This window comes from Tunturiibacter gelidiferens (assembly GCF_013410115.1).
GTDB lineage: Bacteria > Acidobacteriota > Terriglobia > Terriglobales > Acidobacteriaceae > Edaphobacter > Edaphobacter gelidiferens.
Window position 1 is genome coordinate 2,198,257 of the sequence record NZ_JACCCV010000001.1, and the last position, 24,684, is coordinate 2,222,940.

Genomic DNA, 24,684 nt, shown 5'->3' on the forward strand with positions numbered 1-24,684 from the left:
ACGGTCTTCGGATTAAATTCGGAGACAGAGATCGGGAGTTAGTTGGTTATGAAAGAAGTTATTATTGCCTCCGCTGTTCGCACCGCCGTCGGAAAAGCCCCGCGCGGCACCCTTCGCACCACTCGCCCGGATGATTTGGCCGCCTTTGCGATTAGTGGTGCGTTGGAGCGTATTCCGCAGCTCGACAAGTCGGAGATCGAAGATGTGATCCTGGGCTGCGCCATGCCCGAGGCGGAGCAGGGAATGAATGTGGCGAAGATTGCCAGCTTTCGGGCGGGTTTGCCGATTACTAGTGCCGGGATGACGATCAACCGATACTGCGCGTCAGGTTTGCAGTCGATTGCTCTAGCTGCGGACCGGATTCGTGGCGGGTCGGCGGATTGTATTGTTGCGGGTGGCACGGAGAGCATGTCGTATGTTCCGTTTGGCGGCAACAAGATCTCGGTGAACCCCTGGCTCGTGGAGAACTATCCGGGTTCATACATGTCGATGGGGCTGACGGCCGAGCGGGTGGCGACTCACTATGGAATCACAAGAGAACAGATGGACCAGTTTTCGTATGAGAGTCATCGGAAGGCGCTGGCTGCGATCGGCGGAGGGAAGTTTGAGGACGAGATTGTTTCGGTGACGGTTACAAGTTCTGTTCCGAATGGCAAGAAGGCTAAGATAACTGAGTCGACGTTCAAGCAGGATGAGGGCCCGCGTGCTGATACTTCTCTTGAAGCGCTGGCGAAGTTGAAGCCTGTGTTCCACGCGAAGGGAACGGTGACGGCGGGGAACTCGAGCCAAACCTCGGATGGAGCTGCGGCGGCAGTTGTGATGTCGGCGGACCGTGCCGCTCAGCTTGGCATCAAGCCGATGGGAAAGTTTATTGCGTTCGCTTATGCGGGATGTGACCCGGAGGAGATGGGGATTGGGCCGATCCATGCTATTCCTAAGGTGTTGAAGATGGCGGGGCTTTCGGTTGAGGATATTGATCTGTTCGAGTTGAACGAGGCGTTTGCGGCTCAGTCGCTGGCGGTGTTAAAGGTCCTGGGGATTGATCCGGCGAAGGTGAATGTGAATGGGGGAGCGATCGCGCTTGGGCATCCGCTTGGTTGCACCGGCGCAAAGTTGACCGCCACGCTGCTGCGCGAGATGCCTCGGCGTAACGCGAAGTACGGGATTGTCACAATGTGTGTAGGCGGCGGTATGGGAGCGGCTGGGATCTATGAGGCGATGAGTTAGGCAATGAGTCGAGACTCCATGTCGGATCGAAGTAGCTGGTCAAAGTTGCGGCCCGGCAGCTGTGATGGCTGGCATTCGATTCGAGTAGTGAGTGGATATATCGCACTGGCTGCGGTGTTTGTCGCAGTAGCTTTCTTTATCAAACACCGGCACCATCAAGAGATTCAACAACGCTGGAAGTGCGCCACAGCCATTGTCGAAGAGGTTCGCCCTGAGGTGATCGAGACGGTGAGCAATGCTAAAGGTAGCAGAACGGCGCTGTACGAAGTTTCAATTCTGGCGAAGTATGTTTCGGACGGTGTAGAGCATGAAAGGTGGATTACCGTGGAACAACCGCCGGTATCACTCGCTGAAGCAGAATTGCAGACGTTTCGCTGGAAGGGCCAACATTGTGTCGTTCGATGGAAGGCCGCCGCACCTGAAGATTTGATCGCTGAAGTGGATTAGTTCGCAATTTTGAGCCCAGAAGCTGCAGAAGGAGTAACACCATGGCAACGATGACGACCCCCGACCCGACCACCACTCCCCGGATTGCTGGTGGCAGCTTTCTTATCAGCGATCCGACGCCTGCGGATTGTTTCTTTCCTGAAGATTTTACCGATGAGCATAAGCAGATTGCTGAGACAACCGCGAACTTTGCGGTCAACGAGATTATGCCAGCGTCTGACTCGATTGAGGCAAAGGACTTCTCAGTTACGAAGCGTCTGCTGAAGGAGGCCGCGGAGCTTGGACTCACCGCGATTGATATTCCTGAGGAGTACGGCGGCTTGGAGATGGACAAGGCTACCTCCGCTATCGTCGCGGAGAACATCTCGAAGCAGGCTAGCTTTTCGGTGGCGTTCTCGGCACATACCGGCATCGGGACTCTGCCTCTGGTCTGGTACGGCAACGCGGAGCAGAAGAAGAAGTATCTGCCGAAGATTGCATCGGGTGAGATTGTTTCGGCGTATGCGCTGTCGGAGTCGACGAGCGGTTCGGATGCGGTCAATGCGAAGACGAAGGCGGTGCTCTCTGCGGATGGGCAGACCTACACGCTGAACGGCGAAAAGATGTGGATTTCGAATGCGGGATTTGCTGATCTGTTTACCGTCTTTGCGAAGTGTGCGATTCCCGACGGTCCGGATGCAGGGAAGGAGAAGCTCACGGCGTTTTTGATCGAGCGAGGAACGCCTGGTTTTACGCAGGGGAAAGAGGAGCACAAGCTGGGAATTCGCGGTAGCTCGACGTGTCCGCTGATTCTTAACGACTGTGTGATCCCGGCGGAGAATCTGTTGGGCGAGGTAGGAAAGGGCCACCACATTGCATTCAATATTCTGAATGTCGGGCGTTACAAGTTGGGGAATGCCGCGATTGGTGGCGCGCGGATGGCGTTGAATAATGGGATTAAGTATGCGATTGACCGCAAGGCGTTTGGAAAGTCGATCTCCGAGTTTGGGTTGATTCAGGAGAAGATTGCGAACTGCGCCACTGGCATCTTTGTTGGCGGTGCTGTGTGCTATCGCACGGTGGGGCTGATCGATCGGGCTTTGGCAGGTGTGGACAAGAACGATACGAAGGAGATTCAGAAGCGTATCGAGGACTACGCGGTCGAGTGTTCGATTGTGAAGGTGTGGGCGAGTGAGATGCTGGACATGGTCGTCGACGAGACGCTTCAGATCTTCGCGGGCTATGGCTATGTAGAGGAGTTTCCGGCCGAGCGAGCTTACCGCGATGCTCGAATCAATCGAATCTTCGAGGGAACCAATGAGATCAATCGCCTGATCATTACAGGCTGGCTGATGAAATCTGCCATGAGTGGCAAGCTGGCTCTGATGCCTGCAATCAAGAAGTTGATGGACGAGGTGATGTCAGGGCCGAGCGAGAAAGTGGAGCGCGAAGGGCCGCTGGCTGACGAGCGCAATCTCTTGGCGAATGCAAAAAAGCTGACGCTGTTTGTCGCTGGAGCGGCTACGCAGAAGTATATGGCACAGATCGCAGATGAGCAGGAGGTAATGGGGGCCATCTCGGACATGATCATTGAGGTCTTCGCGATGGAGAGTGCGATTCTACGCGCTGAGAAGATCGCGGCAGGCCAGTCGGCGGAGGCGTCGGTTATGCCTGTTGCGATGGCGCGGATCTATGCTGACAAGGCCATGGCTACGGTCGAGCTGGCAGCGCGGAAGGCAATAGCGGCGGTGGCTGAGGGAGATATGTTTCGGACTCAGCTTACGATTCTTCGCCGCCTGTCCAAACATGACTCCGCCGATACGATCAAGCTGCGCCGGCAGGTGGCTCAGCACGTGCTGAAGGCAGGAAAGTACAGTATTTAGGGGAATGTGATTTTGAAAAAGGACTAGTTGAGCGATCCTCGGCCAGTCCTTTTTTGGTGGGAGTGAGGGACAAAACGATCCGATGTGGAGCCATTGAACATCTGCCAAAGGTTGCGGCTCTAGGTTCCAGCTTTTCTTCCTGAAATGGCACAATCAGAGAGACGAAATAATCTCTTTACATCTGTAAACGCAACATTTCGTTTTATCGTCTGTCTAAGCATGTACCTCACCTCGGTCCCTCTCTGGTTCGTCGGGCCAGTCGATCTCAGTGTGTGGACCAGCAGGCCACCCCGTAACCCGGTAGTAAGGTAGAAGATATCCAATGCGCAGCCGCCTTCTCTCTCATCTGATTGCCCCCATTACCCTCCTTGCCTCCGCGTTTAGCCCTCTTAGCCAGGCTGCAGTCCAGAGCCGAATTGCCAGTGCTGTCGACGGCGGTTCTCGGACCCCTCTGCCCGGCACGATTATGAGCCGGGCGCGGCGCGCTACGGATCTTGGTGCTGCGCCGGCGGACAAGAAGCTCGAGTCGATGTCACTGCGTTTCAGCATGACTTCCGCCCAGCAGGCAGGTCTGAGCCAGTTGCTCGCCGATCAGTTGAACCCCAGTTCGGCGAGTTATCACCAGTGGCTGACTCCGGAGCAGTTTGGGACTCGGTTTGGACTCAGCAGCGCGGATATTGCCAAGGTTTCGACGTGGCTCACCAGTCAGGGCTTAACCATCACCCGGACGGCTCGGAGCTCTACCTTCATCTCTTTTTCAGGCACGGTTGCGCAGGTGCAGCAGGCTTTTGGGACCTCGATTCACAGTCTTTCGCTCAACGGCGAACCGCATATTTCGAATGTCACTGATCCCGTGCTTCCGTCAGCCATCGCCGGGGTGGTGACCTCGATTGTTGGGCTGAATGACTTTAAGGCGAAGCCTCACTCGCGTGCGCGCAATGTCTCCCCGATTGACCCGTCCCAACCGCTTTACACGCAAACTCTGAACGGAGTTACGAGTCACTACATTTCGCCGGCTGATTTTTACACCATCTACGACGAGAATCCTCTGCTTACCGCTTCCACCCCGATTAATGGCACGGGCGTAACGATTGCTGTGATGGGAAATACGGATCTTACCTCAGGCAACGTCCTTCCCGACGCAAATGTTGCGCAATTTCGGTCGGCGGCTGGCCTTCCCACAATCAATCTCAAGCTGCAATCCGCTATTCCTGCCGGCGGCTCTGACGCTGGCGTTTCGGCGAGCGATATCGATGAAGCGCATCTTGATATTGAGTGGTCGAGTGCGGCCGCTCCGGGAGCCACGATTCTTTATGTTTACAGCAGCAGTAACATCTTTGCGGACTCTCTGACTTACTCCATCGACAACAAGGTGGCTCCGATTATCACAATCAGCTATGGCTTGTGCGAGAGCGGTTGGGGTACCGCAATGCTGTCGAGTTACAATAGTTTGCTGGCGCAAGCGAACGCGCAGGGGCAGACCGTAGTCAGTTCATCTGGCGATGCCGGTGCTGCCGACTGCGATGCAGACGGTCTGGCTACTGAGGGGCTTAATGTCGACTTCCCCTCCAGCTCGCCTTATGTCACATCTGCCGGCGGTGCCATGTTCAGTGGAGATGTGAACACCCCTGCGACCTATTGGAGCAGCAGTAATGGAACCAACGGCGGCTCCGCTCAGTTGTACATTCCGGAGCAGCCTTGGAACGAGACAACATCCAGTGCTGGTCTTGGCTTCGGCAACGGAACCGGGGGCGGCGCTGGGGGCGGCGGAGCAAGTGCTTTCTTCTCTAAACCTGCATGGCAGACAGGCGCCGGAGTTCCGAGTGACTCTTCGCGGGATCTTCCTGACATCGCGCTCAACGCTGCGGCTTTGCACGACGGATATCTGGTTTGTAGCTCAGGCGATGGACAAGGCGAGACACCTTGCGTAAACGGCTTCCTTTCCTCCAACGGCGACCCAAACGTGTTTGGAGGGACCTCATTCGTTGCTCCCGTCTTCGCCGGTATCTTGGCTCTGGTAGAACAGAAGACGAATCCGACCGGCGCAACGACGGGCTGGCTCGGCAATGTTGGACCAACTCTCTATGGCTTCTTGAACGGGCCAACTTACAGTAGCGTCTTCCACGACATCATCTCCGGCAACAACTCCGTTCCCTGCACCCAGGGAACACCGAACTGTCCAAACGGTGGATCGATCGGCTTCACCGCAGGGAATACGTACGATCAGGCGACAGGTCTCGGCAGTTTTGATGTAAATGCGCTGGTCACCGGTTGGAGTGGCGTGAAGCCAGTCGGCACGGGCGTCGGCAGCGGGATTGGGACGAGCGTCAGTACAACGGCGCTTACCACCACCGCCTCTCTGTGCGCTGTGTCGGCGGGTACTCTGGCACTCAATGTGACAGTTGCGGGGACTGCTTCGGGTCCAACGCCAACGGGCACAATCCAATTCTTTGTCGACAACGTGGCTGTCGTGGGCGGCACTGCTACTCTGTCGAGTGGAACCGCGAGCTATAGTCTTGTCACCTCCTCGCTTTCTTCTGGGGGCCACAACATCAGCGCGGTTTACTCCGGCGATGGCAACTATGCTGGGTCTAAAGGGACGCTTCTGGGGCCAAACATCAACGCCAGCTTCTACCCGAACGGACCGATCGCGTCAGTCGACATAGTCTCGTCCTCATCTTCCGGCAAGCCCGATTTTTCTTTCGCCCCTGCGACCTGCGGCGCGACGACAACCGTACAACCGGGGGCTACGGCCTCGGGGGTTATCTTCACGATCACACCGGTTAACGGCTTTACGGGTACGGTCAGTCTGACGGCGACCAACAATGATGGAATGGCTGCAACGCCTAGTTTCTCTGTGTCGCCGGTCGCAATCACTACTTCTAGTGGCGTGACCACTTCGTTTGTTGTGGTAGCTTCTGAACCGACGACGGTCGCGAATTCAATCCGACCCGGACTGAAGCCTTCCGGTCGACGTCCCTCGGCTAAGATGCCATGGTATGCGGCTGGTTCTGGAGCTACGCTTGCTGGATTGTGTTTGCTTATGCTGCCGCGTCGCCGTCGTTGGGTCGCTCTGCTTGCTGCTGTGATTAGCATCTCTGCTCTAACAGCGGCTGGCTGCGGATCCAGCACCTCCAACACCGGCGGAGGCGGCGGGACTACTCCTCCTGCTGGGACGACAAATGCCTCTAAGGGCATTTATACGTTTACGGTGACTGCAGTAAGTGGCACTCTGGTGCATAGCACACAGATTTCCTACAACGTACCGTAGACGAAAGTACGTTTAGTCTTTTCCTGCCGCGCCATTGAAGGCGCGGCCTTTTTCCCTTAATAGAACTGTTTCTCCGAATATTCCTATCTTGCTGACTATCTTTCGTTGACGCTCGATGTTGAGCACGACAGAATCAGGCCTGTAGTCCTTGTCACAATTTATCTGCTAAGAATTTTTCTGTTTTCTCAGCAGCAGGAAACGAAAGAATGTTTCGTATCATCCGAAAGCTGCTATTTCTTGTTCCGGCGATTTTGCTGTTGCTCGCCGATTCTGCATCGACGTTCGCGCAGTTGTCGTTTCCTACGCCGCGTTCGAGGATTTTGCAGCCCGTCGAGGAGAGTCGCCGTACGACGCTCGCCGGGAACACTCATCCGATGGCGCGCGCGGAGTTCGACCAGGGCGCGATGGCCGATGCCGCTCCCCTTCGCAGCATGGTTTTGATTCTTCAGCGCGGTCCCGAGCAGGAGGTTGAGCTGCAGCGGTTAATCGATCAACAGCAGGACAGGAACTCCTCGACTTACCATCAGTGGCTCACTCCAGAGAGCTTCGGTGCAACGTTTGGCCCATCCGACCGGGATCTGTCCTCGATTACTACGTGGCTCTCAGGGCACGGCTTCGGCGACGTTCGGGTCAACTCCGGACGAACGCTGATTGAATTCAGCGGAACGGCGGGGATGGTCCGCACAGCGTTTCGCACAAACATGCACAGGTACGTTATTCGGGGCGAACAGCATTTCGCGAACGCATCCGATCCGCAGATTCCACTTGCACTAGCACCCGTGGTGTCAGGCATCGCGTCGCTCAACGACTTTGGACGCAGGCCTGCAAGCCGTAGGGTCGGCAGCTTTCGACACGATGCGGCGGCGAACCTCACGACTCGCCTGCCGGATCAAGCTACGAGCAAAGGTAGGCCTGCCTTCACCATTGCCAGTGGCGCCAATACCCTCTATGGCGTGACTCCGTATGACTTCGCCACAATCTATAACGTGCTGCCGCTGTGGAACGCTAGCACTCCGATTGACGGTACTGGCCAGACGATAGCCATTGTCGGACAGACCGACATCAATCCCGCCGACTTCGTCAACTTTCGCAAGCTCTTCAGCCTTCCGCTTGGCAATACTGCGACACCAACTGGAACTGAATACCTCAACATCATCTACAACGGCCCCAACCCCGGCGTCACTGCGGACGAAGGGGAGGCGGACATCGACACCCAGTGGTCGGCTGCAGTCGCAAAAGGTGCGACCATCGATTACGTTGTTTCGGAGGGAACTGAGGTCACCCAGGGCACCGATTTGTCGGCCATCTACATCGTCGACAATAATCTTGCTCCTGTAATGAGCTACAGCTACGGACAGTGCGAACTTTTTCTAGGGTCTACAGGAAATGCCTTCTATAAGGCGCTCTGGCAACAGGCCGCTGCCCAGGGGATCTCGGTTCTGATCGCCAGCGGCGACTCCGGGGCAGCGGGTTGCGACACGGCAGACGATACCGGAGCGAGCTATGGTCTTGGGGTCAACGGACTTGGCAGCACACCTTATAACATTTCCGTGGGCGGGACTGATTTTTACATGCCCCAGGGCGGGACTGCGTTCTGGAATGGCATCAATAGCTCCACCACCCAGGCCTCGGCGAAAGGCTATATCCCCGAGGTTCCATGGAACGAGAGCTGCACCAATACGGTCTTCGCTACCTCCCGTTTCTTCTCCGGTCAGACTACCGAACAGATCTGTAATACTGGCGTCGCGTTGACGGACGGACTTCTTTCTGTCGTTGGGGGCGGCGGAGGCGCGAGTTCCTGCACTCAGTCCAATGGATCGTCGCCTTTGAGTTGCAAGGGATACTACAGCAAGCCATCCTGGCAGATGGCTGCTGGAGTTCCTTCAGATGGGGTTCGCGATATTCCCGACGTCTCTCTCTTTGCCGGCGCGGGTTTCTTCAACGCGTTCTATGTCGTTTGCCAACAGAGTACGAACGCGGATGGCCGGCCCTGCAACCTCGCCGCTCCGACCTACGACTTTGCAGGTTACGGTGGGACTTCGGTTGCTACTCCCGCGTTTGCCGGCATCCTCTCGCTGATCAACCAGAAGACCGGCAGCCGGCAAGGTAATGCCAACTATGTTCTCTACAATCTTGCCAGCCAGCAGCAAAAAGCTGGAAAGACTTGCAGCGCAATCTCGGGAGTTCCAGCCGCCGGCTGTGTCTTCAACGACATCACGACCGACACCATTGCCATGCCTTGTCTCAAAGGCAGCCCCAACTGCACCGTCACCAACTCAGCCGACCGATATGGCGTGCTGTCGGGGTACAACAGCGGCGCGGGATACGATTTCACTACAGGCCTTGGCAGCGTAAATGCGGCTAACCTCGTCAACAACTGGACGAATGCGAACTTTACAGCCAGCTCAACGACCCTTACGCTCTCACCTTCAACCATTCCCCATGGCAGCCCTGTCTCCGCGGTCGTTAACGTAACCTCCGTTGCAGGAACCCCGACCGGCAACGTTTCAGTCAACGCGCTGACGGCAAACGGCTCGGTTCAGACAGAGACTCTCCAGAATGGCAGCTATAGCGCGCTGCTCAGCAGTTTTCCCGGAGGCTCCTACTCGGTCCAAGCACACTACAGCGGTGATGGAGTCTATGCGCCAAGCGATTCCAATGCAGTCGCGCTCACGGTAAGCCCGGAGGACAGCATGACGAGCCTACAGCCTCTGCTCTACAACCCAGCCAACGGTGCCGTCACGCCGGTGCAGCCTGGCTCTACGTACCCGTATGGAGGATTCTTTCTTATCCGTGCAGAGGTCGCGGGCGTTTCTGGACAGGGACTGGCCACCGGCAACATCATGCTGACCGATTCAGGTCTCGGGCTTGATGGCGGAATTTTTCGACTCAACGCCGCCTCGAATACCGAGGATCAGACACGCTCGCTGAGCCCGGGCACCCACGTATTAACTACGGCTTACTCTGGCGATGCGAGCTTCAATCCCAGCCAATCGCCTCCGTTCGCGTTTACTATCGTCAAAACGCAGACTGATAGCCTGCTTCAAACAAACGCAGGTTATGTGTCCGCGGGCACAACGGTTACACTCACCGCTCAGATCAACGCACTGGGCTTTGCAACGGGTGGACTAGGAGGTTTCGGTGCCGCGGCTCCTGGTGGTACGGTGACCTTCACCGCTGGTGGCCTTACGCTCGGCAATGCAGTTGTCACGCAAAATGCCTATCCCGCATTCACCACAGACTCTGGGCTGGTGAACTTTAGTTTCCCTGCCAGCCAACTCTCAGCTGGCAACAACACCATTACGGCCAGCTATTCGGGCGATATAAACTATCAACCGTCTAGCTCCACCCCGGTCGGCGTCTATGTTACCGCCTCCTCCCTTGGCCTTAGCACTACAGCACTCAGCTTATCGAGCGCGAGCATAGTTCCGGGAGATTCGTTCGTCTTCTCCGCTACCGTCTCTCCTAACAGCCCGCTACCTACCGGCACCGTCGTCTTTCTCAGTGACAACCAGGTCGTCAGCAAGCCGCTGCCACTCTCCTCCGGGACAGTGAGCGCGTCCAGCCAAGTCATTACGATTACTCCGGGCTCGCACCTCATCACCGCGCTTTACTCTGGCGATGCCACACATCAGGCCTCCGTTTCTGCACCGGCGTCCTTCACCATCGGTGCAGCTCTCCCAAGCATCGCTACCATCAGCGTCTCGCCCGCCACCGTCGAACAGGGAGCTGCTGTTACCGTCGCCACTACCATCTCGCCTGCGTCCCCTATCCCCGGCGGTGTGACGCAATTACTACTTGATGGCAATCCCTACGGACAATCCGTTCCACTTACCAGCACTACCACTATCCTCCCTCTTCTTACGAATACGCTCCAGTCCGGGGCTCACGTCCTTCAGGTCAACTACTCCGGCGACAAAAATCATTCCGCCAGTACTTCCGCGGCCGCCACGCTCACCGTTATCGCTCCAAGCGGCACTTTTACTTTGTCTCCTTTGACGTCATCGACCACCATGGCCGAGGGCAAAAGTTCCAATGCGATTACGCTTACTGTCGCTCCAGTCGGCGGCTTTCACTCGGTCATCATGTTTGCGTGCACCGGAGGCCTGCCCGCGGGGGCAACTTGTCTCTTCTCCCCGGCTTCGATTACGCCCACCAATTCCACCCCCCGGACCACGGTGCTCACCATCTCATCTACTGCGTTGTCCAGCCGCACCGTGGAGCCATCGACCTCTCATGACCTGGTGCCGGTTTTGGGCGTAGCCTGCGCAGGTCTGATTGTTTTCATGGTGCCGGGCCGGGGCACTCGTAGGTGGGGTGCCTTCGCTCTGCTTGCGCTCTCCACGCTGGGCGTCCTAAGCGGTTGTGGCAGTGGTGGAGTCGACCCTAATGCTGCGAAACCTCTCTCGACCGGAAGCTATGCAGTCACCGTGAGAGCCACCGGCGGTTCGACCATCCAGACCGCTGCCATCAATTTGACGATTCAATAGCTCAATCCTTATCGCGTTCAGACTTGCGAAGCACTAATGAGTTGTAATCTTTTCATGTTTCGCAGCTTCGGGAACCTTCTCGTCTGCGCCATCGGCTACTCCCATCAGATAGTTTTGTGCACTGAACGGAGCTCCCGTCTTCGGAGCCCTCTCATACTCGCCGTCCGACCGTAGGAGTCTTGCCTTGGTGTTGTCCGCTAGATAGGCGGCCAGAATCTCTTCGCGCAGCCGTTTGTGGAGGTCTGGCTGGGCTACCGGAAATACCACCTCGCATCGTTCGATCAGATTTCGGGGCATCCAGTCGGCGCTTCCGCAGTAGACCTCTTCCTTGCCGCCGTTCGCGAAGCAGAAGATTCGACTGTGTTCGAGAAAGCGTCCGACGATGCTTCGCACCCGAATTCTCTCGCTCACACCCTTGAGGCCGGGCCTTAGGGAACACATTCCGCGAACAATCAGGTCGATCTCGACGCCAGCGTTCGAAGCTGCATATAAGGCCTCTACCGTTCGCCGATCTAGTAGGCCGTTCATCTTGGCGATGATGGATGCAGGGCGACCGGCCTTGGCATGGGCCGCCTCTCTTTCGACGAGCGCGACAAGGCCGTCGGCGAGTGTCAACGGTGCGACCAGGAGAGGCTTATAGGACTCTGACTCGGTTTCAGCGGTGAGGTAATTGAAGACCTTCTGCACCTCGCCCGTTAACTCCGGCTTCGAGGTCAGGAGACTGATATCGGTGTAAAAACGCGCCGTGACAGGATTATAGTTCCCCGTTCCCAAGTGCGCGTACCGTCGCACCACGCCATCGGGATCGCGCCGCACCAAAAGGGACAGCTTGCAGTGGGTCTTCAAACCGAAAATGCCGTGAAATACCCCGACACCTGCGTCCTCCAGTTCTCGTGCCCAGCGGATGTTCGAGTCTTCGTCGAAGCGTGCCATCAATTCCACGACGACAGTCACCTCCTTACTCTGTCCGGCGTCGGTAAGAGCAGTAAAGATAGGCGAGTCTTTGCTTGTGCGATAGAGTGTCTGCTTCATCGAGATCACACTGGGGTCCTGCGCTCCGGCCTCGATAAACTCCTCAACGGTCTTGTACGAATCGAAGGGATGATGCAACATCACATCCCGTTTCCGCAGTTCGTCGAAGATATCGGTGGACTTTGCGCTCAGCTTGAACTCTTTCGCAGCGAATGCTGGATACTTCAGCTGGGGCTGCTTCACTTCGGAATAAAGATTCATCAGGCGCGAAAGATTTACGGGTCCGTCGGTCCTGAAGACCTGCTCCGGCTCGAGCTCGAAGTTGATCCGCAAACGCTCGACCATCTCTTCGACAGCGGAACTTTCAATCTCCATCCGGACGGCATCGCCCTTGCGTCGATTATGTAACTCCGCGCGAACACTTTCCAGAACAGAGCGCGACTCTTCCTCTTGCATATAGAGATTGCTGTTGCGCGTGACTCGAAACGCCGACCGAGACAGTACTTCGTACCCACGAAACATCCGCTCTACTTGAGACTCGACCAGCTCATGCAAAAGGATGAAGTCGCAGCTTCCGTCTGCGCTCTTAAACGGGACCAGTCGCGGGAGGGCGCGAGGTACGGTCACCACGCCCAGAGCCGTCGCAGCCTTCAGGCCACGCCGCTTATGTCTCAGCAGGAGACCTATGCAGAGCGCCTTGTTCAGCACTCGCGGAAAAGGGTGAGAAGGATCGATGGTCACAGGGGTTAACAGAGGATCGACCTCATTGTCGTAGAAATCCAACGCCTGTTTCCGTGCCGCATCGTTCAGCTGACTCCACCGCAGCACACGAATCTTTGCTGCCTGCATCGCTGGTAACAGTTGTTCATTCCAGCACTGGTATTGCGCCATTACGAATAGATGAATTCGCTCCATCAATCCATCCAGACGTTCCTGCGGGGTGAGTCCACCCTCATCTGGTGGCTGCGCGAGATTGTAACCATCCTCGATCCGCTGGAGGAAGCCAGCGACCCTGATCTCCACGAACTCATCCAGGTTGCTCGCAGTGATGGCCAGAAACTTTACTCGCTCCAAAAGTGGATTGGTCTCGTCCTGCGCTTCTTCGAGTACACGCTGGTTGAAACGCATCCAGGACTCGTCGCGGCTGAAAAAAAGATTCTCGACCACCTTCGCGGCGGCTTTTTTGGCACTGGCAGAGCTTCCGGCAGTTCGCTTCGTAGAAGTCATAGAGGTCTAAAAGATTACCGCAATGGTATGAATCCCAAGTATGAAGAACCGAGAAATATCGGCGGTTGCGCCCTCGGTGGTCCTCTCATACCCGCAAACGGACGCAAAACAAAATCCGTGGCCATAAAATATTCAAGCGCTTGATCCGTCTACACCTACAGATGAGTGAGATTCCGGGCAATTGGACAATTATCGAGCAGAACCAGCTCATCTCTCAGGCGCTGGAGAGAGACAGACCCAGGCTGCGAAGCTTCATCCGTAAACATGTCGCCGACACTGGCGAAGCGGAGGACATCCTTCAAGACGTCTTTTATGAACTTCTTGAGGCCTATCGTCTGATGAAGCCCGTAGAGCATGTGACTGCGTGGCTCTTTCGTGTGGCCCGGAATCGGATGATCGATCTCTTCCGTAGAAAAAAGCCCGCCTCGCTCAACAGCCCGGCGTCCGTCGAAGAGGATGGGGACACACTCGAAGACCTGCTTCCTTCGGCCGACGCGGGACCTGAAGCAGCCTATGCAAGGAATTTACTCCTCGATGCGTTGGAAGAAGCTCTTGAAGAGTTGCCGCAAGCGCAGCGAGAGGTATTCATCGCTCATGAATTGCAGGGCCAGAGCTTTAAAGAGATATCCGCCGAAACTGGTCTCAGTGTCAACACTCTGCTTTCGCGCAAGCACTATGCCGTCACGCATCTGCGCCAAAGACTGCAGTTGATCTACGAAGATTTTGCTAAGAAATAAGGAGTCATATATGGGGCATCATCCAGCAATCAAAGTGGTAAAAATCGCATTATTCTCCGTAGTTGCCAGCGCAGCGCTTGGCTTCCTGATCAAGAGCCTGTGGAACGTTCTTATGCCGCCGATCTTTGGATGGCACATGATCACCTTTTGGCAGGGCCTCGGCCTGTTTTTGCTCAGCAAAATTCTGTTCGGAGGCTTTCACCGGCATGGCGGGGGAGGCCGCAATCGTTGGAGACAACGCATGAAAGATCGCTGGGATCACATGACACCCGAGGATCGCGAGAAGTTTCGTAAAGGTGTGCGTTGCGGCCGCGCGCCCTTCGCTTCACACGCGGAGACGCAGATATGAACGAGATCGAAACAAGTCGCATCGACACTGAAGAAGATGCGGAGCCTGGCGGTTTTAGGCAATCCTCTTCCTCGATTTACAGTCGACAGTCCGCCGCCCACTTCAAGGACCGCCTCGGCGAACTCGAGATGGAGAACGCTCGTCTTCATCGCCTGGTCGCAGAGCTTTTGATCAAAAACCAGCAACTCCGCAGACCTGACTAAATGGCAAGAATTCTTCCCTTACCGGTTCCGATCATCTATCCAAGAATCCAGCCAATGCTTGCGTTGGTTTTCCAAGAAAATTTACGCCGTCAGTTCTACTGCGTTTCAGACGTTCACCTTCGGCTTCGAATGTCTGTATAGTTTTAAAGAAGATCGCTTTATGCAGCCGTTCAAGACGGGCCATCTGACCTTCGAACTGATCACCTCTCGAACGTTGCAAATATTCAACAGCGATTTTTCAGCCACCGTGACTCGATCAGCGTGCCTATTCGACACTGCGCGGGCTCTTATACGATTCGCTTCGCTGGGCGGATCCGAGAGCCGGACGCCGTGTCGTTATGAATCGCTTTTCCTGAACCGATACTCTATCCGTAAGGGGGTTTATGTGAACCTCAAAAGGAGAAATATGCACGTTAGAAAACTAGGATTTATCATTTTGGCATCCGCGCTCGCTGTATCCACTTCAGCCAGCTTCGCCCTCGCTCAGGATAGCGCCGGGCACGACCTGAAGGCTGCCGGAACTGACACAAAAGACGCAACCAAAGATACAGGTCACGCTATCGCTACCGGATCCAAAAAGACCGCCACCGGAACGAAGAAGGTCTATCACAAGACCGTCAGCGGGACGAAGACAGCGGCCGATAAAACCGCTGAAGGAACCAAGACCGCAGGTAAGGATATTGGTCACGGCACCAAGGTCGCGGCGAAGGACGCTGCTCACGGAACCGAAAAGGTCGGCGATAAGATCGCAGGCAAGCCAACTCCGCAGTAGCTCCGCTTGCCCAATAGCGCTATCTCTTTGAGCCTCTGTTTCATCGAAGGGGCTCAGAGGTAGCCGTTCAATCGGCGGTGCACGCTCTGCTTGGGGATTGTTGTGGCCACATCACCATAGCTGCAAGCGTCACCAGTGTGACCCAATAGAGATCGGCTCCCAGCAGATGCAGGATCTGCATCCACACTGGCGCCAGCAGCAGAACGTCCGCTAGTCCAAGTGCGAACTGTAAGCAAAGAAAAGATAGCACCAACCCGGCGATGCGACTCGCGCCCGCGCGCCTGGCCTGTCCCGTCAACGAAAGTACGAATGCTGCTGCAATCACTGCGCTGATCGGATGTACACCTCGCAACCGTAAAAGCCAGGGAGAGCCCGCTGCAAAGTCCTGTGTGAACGCCGCCCGCAGAGAGGAAGCAGGGAACAATGTATCTCCCAAAGCTGCAAGCGACCCGCTCACACCGACAACCAGCGTTGCCCCAAGCCCCAGCAATGCCCACAGCTTTCTCGCTCCGCTTACCCTTAACTCAGCCCATCGTTGTCTAGTCCCCAACAGCCGCGCCGTCAGCGTCAATGCGGCGAGAAGTAACAGAGTATTACTCAGATGAATTGAGAGCACAACCACTCGTCCCATCGACTGATTGCCCGTGACATACCCCAACTTGACCAGCAACGCGCCGAGGAACGCTTCGTTCAGCAGTAATACCATAGACGCGACTGCTAGCCCTCGTGCTGCCTGCCCCTTCAGGGTTCCCCGAAACGTCCAGATCAGTAGCCCAACGACAAGAAAAGTCGAACCGCCGGTCATGCACCGATGAGTGAACTCAATGACCGTGTCGATGCGCGGCGACAGCGGAATCACCTGACCATTGCAAAGCGGCCAGTGGTTCCCGCATCCGGCGCCGGAACCTGTAGCCCGCACCAGATCTCCCCAAAGGATCACCAGCACGTTGTAGCCGACCACACCCCAGGCAAACCGCACCAGCGCTCGAGACGCTTCAAGCCTCGTCGTTTTCAAACCGTCCGGCGTCTTTACCGTTCCAGCCGTAGCCATATCATCATTCTACGCAGCTTTGACGCCGCCGTTTCAATCGCGGGTGTCGTGCGCTTTCACGCGAAGAACGAACCAGGACTATCCGTTCGCTAACTCTTTCGCCCGCTGGGTCGCTCGCTTTACAGCCTTGATCAAGGTCACGCGCAGTCCACCCTCCTCGAGTTCCAGAATGCCATCCACCGTGCACCCGGCAGGTGTCGTCACAGCGTCCTTGAGTAGCGCGGGATGGTATCCAGTCTCAAGCACCATCCTCGCCGAACCCAGAGTCGTCTGCGCGGCCAGCAGAGTAGCCACATCGCGCGGTAGCCCTACGTTCACTCCCGCCTCGGCAAGGGCCTCGATGATGATGTAGAGGAACGCGGGCCCAGAACCTGAAAGACCGGTCACCGCATCCATGTGCTTTTCATCGACCACAACAGTCCGGCCAACCGTCTGGAAGATCTTCTGCGCCATTGCCATCTGTTCAGCCGAGACGAACCGCCCGCCGCAGAGCGCCGTAATACCCGCAGCCAGCATCGCCGGAGTGTTTGGCATTGCGCGGATTACAGCAAGTTCGCATCCCGCGCCGTCCTCGATACTGCGCGTCTTTACGGAAGCCGCAAACGACAGCACCGTCTTCTTCGGAGTCAGCGCAGGCCTGATCTCCTCGATCAACGCGGGCACCTGTGTGGGCTTTACTCCAAGCAGAATCACATCTGCCTGTTGCGCTGCGGCAAGGTTGTCGGTCGTTACCTCGACGCCGAACTGCGCCGACAACGCCTGCGCTCGCTCCGCGTGTTGCACTGTGGCAAAGATCTGCTCAGGCGCAAGCAGGTTGTTCTTCAAGAAGGCCTGCAGCAGAATGCCGCCCATCTTTCCTGCGCCCAAAACTGCTACCCGCAGCCCCGGCATCACCGGAGCCGGAACCATCACTTCATAGCTCTCGCTCATCTTCAAAGGCTATCAGACAGCGCTTTTTCCACGCAGCCTACTTTTTCTCTGCGGCGATCCAGGCGTCGACGCGCTGCTCCAGTACGTCCATTGGAAGCGCGCCGGAGTCGAGCACTTGATCATGAAACGCCTTGATATCAAACTTTGGGCCTAGCGCCGTCTTCGCGCGCTCCCTCAACTCGAGGATCTTCAGTTGTCCCATCTTATAGCCCAACGCCTGCGCCGGCCACGCTATGTAGCGATCAACCTCAGCCTGGATATTCGTCTCGTCAATGGCCGAGTGATCGTGAAAGTAATCGACCATCTGCTGCCGCGTCCAGTGCTGCGAGTGCACGCCCGTATCCACGACCAACCGGATTGCGCGCCAGATATCCGCCTCCAGCCGGCCATAGTCGCTGTAGGGGGCCTTGTAGAACCCGACGTCCTTACCAAGCCGCTCGCTGTACAGTCCCCAGCCCTCGGTATAAGCCGTGTAGTAGGTGTACTTTCGAAACTCCGGAATCCCGGTAAGCTCCTGCGCAATCGAGATCTGCAGATGGTGCCCTGGAATGCCCTCGTGATACGACACCGCTTCAACTGGGGCGAGCGAGCGCTCCGCAAAGTTATACTCGTTGACATACACTCGGCCCGGCCTACTTCCATCTGGCGTACCGTTGTCGTAGTAAGCAGCCGATTGATCCTTCTCCATATACGCGGGCACCGGCACAATCTCCAGTGGAGCCTTCGGGAGACGGCCGAACAGCTCCGGCAGCTTCGGCTTCATTCCAGCGATGTATCCCTTGTAGTCATCAATAAGAGCGTCGGCGGAGGCAGGGTGCTCCTTTGGATTGGACTTCAGCGCGGCACTCAAGCTCTTGATATCAGCGAAGCCAAGGCTCTTCACAATCGTCAGCATCTCGGCCTCATCGCGCTTCACCTCGTCGAGCCCTATCTGATGGATCTCAGCGGCGGACTTGCTCAACGTGGTGCTCTGTCGAATCCGAAACGCATAGTAGGCATCTCCGTCCGGCAACGCTGATGCCCCGATCTCCTTGCGCGAGTTTGGAATGTACTCGGCCTTCAGAAATCCGGCAAAGCGTTTGTACGATGGAAATACGTCAGCAGAGATCGCGTCGATCGTCTCCGCTGAAATCCGCTTCTGCTCAGCCGCGCTTACTGTCTTCGGAAATTTCTTAAGAGGCTGCGCAAACGGACTCTCCTCCGCCTTCTGATTCGCCAGCGCTAGAGTCTGCACCAGCACCTTCTCCATCAGATACTGCACCTGCACCCGGCCTTCGTCCGCTCCCAGCTGCATGTTCGTCATGATCTGCGAGAAGGCATTCGGAACTTTTTTGAGCCGCGTAATGTAGTCGTCGTAGTCTTTGACCGAGTCAAATTGAAGCCGGTTCGGAAGCTGCGGAAGCTCGGTGTGAAAGCCGTAGAACTGGTTGACTGGCATCTCCCATTCTTTGAACTTCGCCGCCTCCTGCTCCTCGATCAGTTGACGCAGCATCAGATCTGCCGACAGCTTCTCCTGATCTGTCAGCCCGGTCGTATCGATCTCCGAAAGCTTTCGAATGTATTCGCGTCCGCGTGCCAGCGCAGCGTTCAACGCCTGGGTCGAATAGTCCGTCAATTGATCGTTGTAGCGTTTATCTCCGATCGAGGAAGCAAACTCGGGCGAGCGCTTCAGCCGGTCCTCCCAGATCTGCGTGAAGAGTGTGGATAACGCTTTGCTCTGTCCCGCAATCGAAGTGGCGGTTGACGCCGCAGCCGTCAACTGACCCTGCACCATCTTCGGCGTTACACTCAAACAGCAAACAAGCACCCACCCACCTGCGCGACCCAGCCACAATCTCGTCATATCTGTCCTCAACCTTGACCTTCAGTCTATCGTGGCGAGCGGAGCATCTGCACTCCGTCTGCCGCTTCTACTGAAGCGCTTTTCACAGCAATACCAAGATGAGGTTTATTGCAAAACCGCCGATGCCGAGGCATCCAGCATCCTGTAGAGCGTTGAGCGGCTGATCCCCAGCATCTCCGCCGCGCGCACCTTGTTGCCACCGCAGTCCTTCAGCACGCGAAGTACGTGGTGCTCGACCACATCCTCCAGCCGCAAACTTTCTGTCGTTCCCTCTCTTATGAGCGTTGTCTCTTCAGCCAGCGCGGGAAGATGATGCGATTCGAGTACGTCGCCCTCAACTCGCGATAGGCTGCTCTGCACAATGCCTTTCAGCTCCCGCACATTCCCCGGCCAGTTGTACCTCTGCATGCGTTCCATCGCTTGCTCAGACACAGCGGGCATCTTTTTCTTGTAAAGCGGCGCAAGCTGACACATGAAATGTTTCGTCAGATCCGGAATATCGTCTCTGCGAGCCCGCAGCGGTGGCAGGGTAATCTCCACCGTGGCAAACCGTTGGTAGAGCTCCTGCTGAAATCGTCCGGCAGAAGCTAATATCTTCAGGTTTTCGCTTGTTGCGGCAATCATCCGCAGATCGGACCGGAGGTCGTGCCTGCATGTTTCCTGCTGCTTCTGCGTCGAGTCGAAACGTCGCAGAAGGCGTAGCAGACGAAGCTGTGTCTGCAACGGCATCTCGTGGATTCCATCGAGAAAGAGCGTCCCTCTGTGCGCCATCCTGGTAAGACAACAGATTGCATCGGAGTGGTCCAAGCCCCCATCGTTCTCCTGCAGGCGTCCGGCGACTGCTTCTTCAAGAGCGGCTCCGTGACAGACCACAAACGGGCCGTCGGCAGCGTGGCTCATTCCATGCAGCGCACGAGCCACCTGTTCCTTGCCGGTCCCGGTCTCGCCATGGACCAGCACCGTTCGGAAGTGCGGGCCGATCCGTCGCACCTGCAAACGCAGCCGCCGTATCTCCGCGCTCGAGCCCACAATCTCGAGACCGTTCCCCTCGGGCCATGGCTCTTCGACAAGCCCATGAGAAGGATCAATGAAGATGGAGGAATCAGATCGTGTGATCGACATGGCTGTCTCTTACATCGGCACAATTCGCCTTCCGTTGAGTCCGAAGACACGAAAAAGCCGGAGACCGCTCGATACAGCAGCGAGTCTCCGGCTTTTAGATTTCAACAACTTCCTAGCTTATGCAGTCGTTGGCGCGCAGTAGGTATCGAACGCACGCTGAAGCTCCTGGGCAATCGCCGGAGCGGTCGAGGTCTCGATTGCCGAACGCTGCATCAGGTAAACGAGCTGGCCGTCGCGCAGAATCGCAATCGCCGGCGACGTCGGAGGATGTCCGCCGAAGTAGCTGCGCGCCTTCTCGGTTGCTTCGCGGTCCTGGCCTGCGAACACCGTGACGGAATGATCGGGCTTCGCGCTATGCTGCATCGCCAGACGAACTCCCGGACGCATCTTGCCGGCTGCACAACCGCAGATGGAGTTCACCACCACCATCGTTGTTCCCGGCTTTGCAACTGCTGCATCCACCTCGGCCGCACTGCGGGCCTCCGTCAACCCAGCGCGCGTCAGCTCCTCGCGCATCGGAATCACCATAATCTCTGGATACATAACACTCTCCCTTTAACCCTTTTGCTCGCGGGTAAAAGCCGCGCTTGTTTCGATTCTACGTTCTACTTACGAGCCTTGCACCCCACCCCCGGCAAAAAGTACGCAAAGTATTCGAAACAAAACAGATAGCTCTGGACTTCGAGTGGACCTTTTCACCTGGGAAGGAGCTAGCGCCAAAGCGAACCACCATTTGAAGGTATCAGGTGTGTCAAATCCCAGTAGCCGGGCGATGTTGTACTCTCAAGCGGTGCTGCGTCCCATGATCGACCTCCGCGAGTTCGTTCCGCTTGCCCCCTACACCACGCTTCAGATAGGGGGTCCGGCCCGCTTCTTTATAGAGGCGGCGAGTGAGGATGAGGTGGTAGAGGCAACCTCCTTCGCGCGGGATCGAGGTATGCCGCTGTTCGTTCTGGGCGGCGGAAGCAATGTGCTGATAAGCGATGCTGGATTTGACGGCGTGGTGATGCGGGTTGGCGTACCGATCTCCAGACGGGAGCTGCACGAAGGCGAGAGTGTTCTTCTCGAAGCCGGCGCAGGCGAGAGTTGGGACGATGTTGTGCTCTACGCCGTCGATCGCGGGTATGCCGGCATCGAGTGCCTGGCGGGCATTCCCGGCGATGTCGGCGGCACTCCGGTCCAGAACGTCGGCGCGTACGGGCAGGAGGTTGCCGAAACCATCGTCAAGGTTCGTACCTACGATCTCAAGAGCCAAAACTTTGTGGATCTGGATCACACAGCCTGCCGCTTCGGCTACCGGCGCAGCCTCTTCAACACGGAGCAGCGCGGCCGATACATCGTAACGGCTGTGACCTATAGATTGCGGCCCGGGGGAGAGGCCGCACTGCGGTACGCCGATCTCTCGCGATACTTCGCGGCCACGCTCGAAGCAGGGGAGAAGCCCACGCTTCGCCAGGTTTACAATGCAGTCCGTTCGATCCGCGAGCAGAAGGGAATGCTGGTGGGACAGGGGGGAGCGGATGGGAGAAGCGCCGGCTCGTTCTTCAAGAACCCCGTGGTTCCCTCTGCCGTTGTTTCGCAGGTCGCTCTCGGCGCCGGTTGCAGGCCCGATGAGGTTCCGCAGTATCCGGCGGGTGATGGCATGGTGAAGCTACCTGCGGCGTGGCTCGTGGAGCGGGCCGGGTTTTACAAAGGCTTTGCCATGGGACGGGCAGCAATCTCCTCCCGCCATACCCTCGCTCTGGTGAACCTGGGCGGCGCGAAGGCTGCCGAACTGATTGCACTTCGCGACGCTGTGGTCGAGGGCGTAGAGCGGAAATTTGGTGTTCACCTTGAACAGGAGCCGGTGCAGCCCGGCGAGTGATTACGGCTCGCGAAGCTGCCCGATTAACCGCCGACGTTCCTCCGCCAGCACGTCCGCCGCCGGCCCCTGTTTCACAATCTCTCCCTCCGCGATCCTGATCACTTCAGCTCCAAGCTGAAACGCCTCCCCAACATCGTGTGTCACCGAAAGCACCGGCGTCTTCCACCGCCCCAGGTACTCCCGCAATCCGTCGACAAGTCCATCTCGCATCGCGTAGTCCAGTCCAGAGAATGGCTCATCGAGCAACAACAACGCTGCTCCGGCTCCTTCGTAAGTGATCGCAGAGATTGCTGCGCGTGCGACCGAGACTCTCTGCTTCTCCCCTCCACTCAGATCATGTGGCTTTCGATTCACCAGCTCCCCCAAGCCGAATAAACTGATGACTTCGTCAACAACCTTACTGGCGTCGTCAGGTTTATCTCTCCATCCAATGCCATAAATCGCATTCGACCGCACGGTCAGATTGGGGAAGAGCCGGGCCGTCTGCCCTGCGCTCCTCACCGGTCGAAGGTATGGCGGAACAAACACACCCGAGGCCCGATCCACCAACACACGGTCTCCTCGCACAATCGATCCCGCATCCGGCCGCACAAAGCCGGCAATGGCCCTCAGCAGGGTCGTCTTGCCGCTCCCGGACGGCCCAAACAGCACCGTCCACGGTTTGATCAACGCGAACCTGACATTCAGCGAGACGGTTCCGACCCGATGTTCCATACTCATCGTCAGCACTCGCTCCGGCGATTCACACGGCAGACTATCGGACAATGTCAGCCTGCCTTCCGTCCACCTTCCGCATCGAGGGCAGAAGATAGATTGTCAGCAGCGCCACCGTCGCAAACCCGATCAACACCAGCGCCGTCCGATTCGCAGCCGCATAGTTTCCGTCCTGCACGAGATCGTAGAGCGAAATCGACAACGTCCGCGTCGCCCCAGGGATATTGCCGCCAAGCATCAGCACCACGCCGAACTCGCCCACCGTGTGCGTGAATGTCAGTACTGCGCTCGTCAGCAGGGAAGCGCGCGCCATCGGCAGCACCACCGTCGTGAACACCTTGGTCGGCTTCGCACCCAGCCCCGCCGCCGCCTCGACGAATCCTCGATCCACTGCCTGAAACCCTGCCACCAACGGCTGCACTGCAAACGGCAGACTGTAGAGAATCGACCCCACCAGCAGGCCGCCAAAGCTGAACGCCAAAGGATGCCCAAAGACTCGCATCAAGAGCCTTCCCGGCGCGGTCAGCGGACCCATCGCGATCAACAGATAAAACCCAAGCACCGTCGGAGGCAACACCAACGGCAGAGCCACTATCGACTGCACGAAAGCACGCCCAGCCCCATGTCCTGACGCGATCCACCACGCCAGCGGCAACGCTACCACCAGCAGAATCGCCGTCGTCCCGACTGCCAGCCGCAACGTCAACCAGAGCGCCTCAAAATCCATACAGCGCCAGTCTATGACACTCGAGTCTGCACACTCGAATGCTGTCGACGACCCTTCACCGTTCGTCTCGACGGCTAACCCGCGCTGAACCGCTTACTTCACCGCACCCAAGCCCGACTTGCTCAAACTCCCCTGAACCTCCGAAGACAACATCCAGTCCAGAAAAGCATGTGCCTCTGCCTTTCGGTCCGACTTTGTCATGATCACCGCGCACTGTCGTATCGCCGGATACTGCGAGGTCGGCATCAGCACGTAGGTCCCGATCTCCTTGAAGTGTTCGGTACTAGCCGCCGTCAACGATATCAGCCCCAACTGCGCATTGCCGGACTCCACAAACTGCGCCGTCTGCGAGATATTGTCTCCCACCACAAAGTGCGGGGCTAACTTGTCGTAGAGCTTCATATTTCGCAGCGCCGCGGCCGCCGCGCGCCCATAGGGCGCATGCAACTCGTTCGCGATGGCGATTGTCTTCACTCGCGGATCAGACAGCGTCTCCAGACTAAGCGGCAGCAGGCCGGAGTCTTTCCGGGTCCACAACACCAGCGTGCCCTTCGCGTAAGCCGTTGGTTCGCCCCCATCTGCCAGCCCGGCAATCACAACCTTCTCTGGAAACACATAATCCGCCGCCAGAAAGATATCAAACGGAGCGCCATTCAAAATCTGTGTCACCAGCGTCGACGACGACCCAAAGCTAACCACCAGCTTCACGCCCGTCCCCTTTTCGTACTCCTGCGCCAGCACAGGCATCACCGGCTGCAGATCCGCCGCCGCCGCCACCCGTAGCTCCTTCTGTCCCCAGGCATGCTGACCGCCCAAAACCACGCCCAGACACACAACAAGGCACACCAAGGCCGCAGACGCACTTCGACCTTTACG

Annotated in this window: 19 protein-coding genes; 10 read left to right on the plus strand and 9 right to left on the minus strand. The window is 57.1% G+C overall.

Annotation, left to right across the window (positions count from 1 at the left end):
- Positions 1-48: 48 nt before the first annotated feature.
- The 5 genes from HDF12_RS09425 (at position 49) to HDF12_RS09445 (ending at position 11,297) form a co-directional block, all read left to right on the plus strand.
- On the plus strand, positions 49-1,227 hold the full coding sequence (locus HDF12_RS09425) for an acetyl-CoA C-acyltransferase (protein ID WP_179582356.1): 1,179 nt from the start codon (positions 49-51) through the stop codon (positions 1,225-1,227).
- An 18-nt stretch (positions 1,228-1,245) separates the two neighbouring features.
- Positions 1,246-1,674: a hypothetical protein gene (locus HDF12_RS09430; RefSeq protein WP_179582358.1), complete on the plus strand. Its 429-nt coding sequence runs from the start codon at positions 1,246-1,248 to the stop codon at positions 1,672-1,674.
- Positions 1,675-1,715: 41 nt separating this feature from the next.
- Positions 1,716-3,536 (plus strand): acyl-CoA dehydrogenase family protein, encoded by a 1,821-nt coding sequence (locus HDF12_RS09435; RefSeq protein ID WP_179582360.1) that lies wholly within the window; start codon positions 1,716-1,718, stop codon positions 3,534-3,536.
- 322 nt (positions 3,537-3,858) lie between these two features.
- A complete protein-coding gene (locus tag HDF12_RS09440; protein WP_179582362.1) occupies positions 3,859-6,807 on the plus strand; it encodes a protease pro-enzyme activation domain-containing protein in 2,949 nt (982 codons plus the stop codon).
- Positions 6,808-7,013: 206 nt separating this feature from the next.
- On the plus strand, positions 7,014-11,297 hold the full coding sequence (locus tag HDF12_RS09445) for an Ig-like domain repeat protein (RefSeq protein WP_179582364.1): 4,284 nt from the start codon (positions 7,014-7,016) through the stop codon (positions 11,295-11,297).
- Positions 11,298-11,330: 33 nt separating this feature from the next.
- Here the strand turns inward: HDF12_RS09445 and ppk1 are convergent, their stop codons facing one another.
- Positions 11,331-13,496, minus strand: coding sequence for a polyphosphate kinase 1 (ppk1, locus tag HDF12_RS09450; protein WP_179582366.1), 2,166 nt, complete (start codon positions 13,494-13,496; stop codon positions 11,331-11,333).
- 140 nt (positions 13,497-13,636) lie between these two features.
- Here ppk1 and HDF12_RS09455 point away from each other — a divergent pair, with 140 nt between their 5' ends.
- The 4 genes from HDF12_RS09455 to HDF12_RS09470 all read left to right on the plus strand — a co-directional run bounded on the left by HDF12_RS09455 (position 13,637) and on the right by HDF12_RS09470 (position 15,557).
- Positions 13,637-14,233 carry an RNA polymerase sigma factor gene (locus tag HDF12_RS09455; protein WP_257025446.1) on the plus strand — a complete coding sequence of 199 codons (597 nt, stop codon included), beginning with the start codon at positions 13,637-13,639 and terminating at the stop codon, positions 14,231-14,233.
- Positions 14,234-14,243: 10 nt separating this feature from the next.
- Positions 14,244-14,582, plus strand: a complete 339-nt coding sequence (locus tag HDF12_RS09460; protein ID WP_179582370.1) for a hypothetical protein — start codon at positions 14,244-14,246, stop codon at positions 14,580-14,582.
- On the plus strand, positions 14,579-14,785 hold the full coding sequence (locus tag HDF12_RS09465; RefSeq protein ID WP_179582372.1) for a hypothetical protein: 207 nt from the start codon (positions 14,579-14,581) through the stop codon (positions 14,783-14,785). Before HDF12_RS09460 ends, HDF12_RS09465 begins: the two co-directional genes overlap by 4 nt.
- Before the next feature lie 436 nt (positions 14,786-15,221).
- Entirely contained in the window at positions 15,222-15,557 is a 336-nt protein-coding gene (locus HDF12_RS09470) for a hypothetical protein (RefSeq protein ID WP_179582374.1), read from the plus strand.
- A gap of 67 nt (positions 15,558-15,624) precedes the next feature.
- Here the strand turns inward: HDF12_RS09470 and HDF12_RS09475 are convergent, their stop codons facing one another.
- The 5 genes from HDF12_RS09475 to HDF12_RS09495 form a co-directional block, all read right to left on the minus strand.
- Positions 15,625-16,608 (minus strand): COX15/CtaA family protein, encoded by a 984-nt coding sequence (locus HDF12_RS09475; protein ID WP_179582376.1) that lies wholly within the window; start codon positions 16,606-16,608, stop codon positions 15,625-15,627.
- 78 nt (positions 16,609-16,686) lie between these two features.
- On the minus strand, positions 16,687-17,538 hold the full coding sequence (proC, locus tag HDF12_RS09480; RefSeq protein WP_179582378.1) for a pyrroline-5-carboxylate reductase: 852 nt from the start codon (positions 17,536-17,538) through the stop codon (positions 16,687-16,689).
- 37 nt (positions 17,539-17,575) lie between these two features.
- Positions 17,576-19,381, minus strand: coding sequence for a DUF885 domain-containing protein (locus HDF12_RS09485; RefSeq protein WP_257025447.1), 1,806 nt, complete (start codon positions 19,379-19,381; stop codon positions 17,576-17,578).
- A gap of 105 nt (positions 19,382-19,486) precedes the next feature.
- On the minus strand, positions 19,487-20,503 hold the full coding sequence (locus HDF12_RS09490; RefSeq protein ID WP_179582380.1) for a sigma 54-interacting transcriptional regulator: 1,017 nt from the start codon (positions 20,501-20,503) through the stop codon (positions 19,487-19,489).
- A 117-nt stretch (positions 20,504-20,620) separates the two neighbouring features.
- Positions 20,621-21,046 carry a BrxA/BrxB family bacilliredoxin gene (locus HDF12_RS09495; protein ID WP_179582382.1) on the minus strand — a complete coding sequence of 142 codons (426 nt, stop codon included), beginning with the start codon at positions 21,044-21,046 and terminating at the stop codon, positions 20,621-20,623.
- A 229-nt stretch (positions 21,047-21,275) separates the two neighbouring features.
- Here HDF12_RS09495 and HDF12_RS09500 point away from each other — a divergent pair, with 229 nt between their 5' ends.
- Positions 21,276-22,367: a UDP-N-acetylmuramate dehydrogenase gene (locus HDF12_RS09500; protein ID WP_257025448.1), complete on the plus strand. Its 1,092-nt coding sequence runs from the start codon at positions 21,276-21,278 to the stop codon at positions 22,365-22,367.
- Here HDF12_RS09500 and HDF12_RS09505 read toward each other — a convergent pair whose 3' ends face one another.
- The 3 genes from HDF12_RS09505 to modA all read right to left on the minus strand — a co-directional run bounded on the left by HDF12_RS09505 (position 22,368) and on the right by modA (position 24,630).
- Positions 22,368-23,087, minus strand: a complete 720-nt coding sequence (locus HDF12_RS09505; protein ID WP_179582384.1) for an ATP-binding cassette domain-containing protein — start codon at positions 23,085-23,087, stop codon at positions 22,368-22,370.
- A 34-nt stretch (positions 23,088-23,121) separates the two neighbouring features.
- Positions 23,122-23,808: a molybdate ABC transporter permease subunit gene (gene modB / locus HDF12_RS09510; protein ID WP_179582386.1), complete on the minus strand. Its 687-nt coding sequence runs from the start codon at positions 23,806-23,808 to the stop codon at positions 23,122-23,124.
- A gap of 93 nt (positions 23,809-23,901) precedes the next feature.
- On the minus strand, positions 23,902-24,630 hold the full coding sequence (modA, locus tag HDF12_RS09515; RefSeq protein WP_353073925.1) for a molybdate ABC transporter substrate-binding protein: 729 nt from the start codon (positions 24,628-24,630) through the stop codon (positions 23,902-23,904).
- Positions 24,631-24,684: the final 54 nt, after the last annotated feature.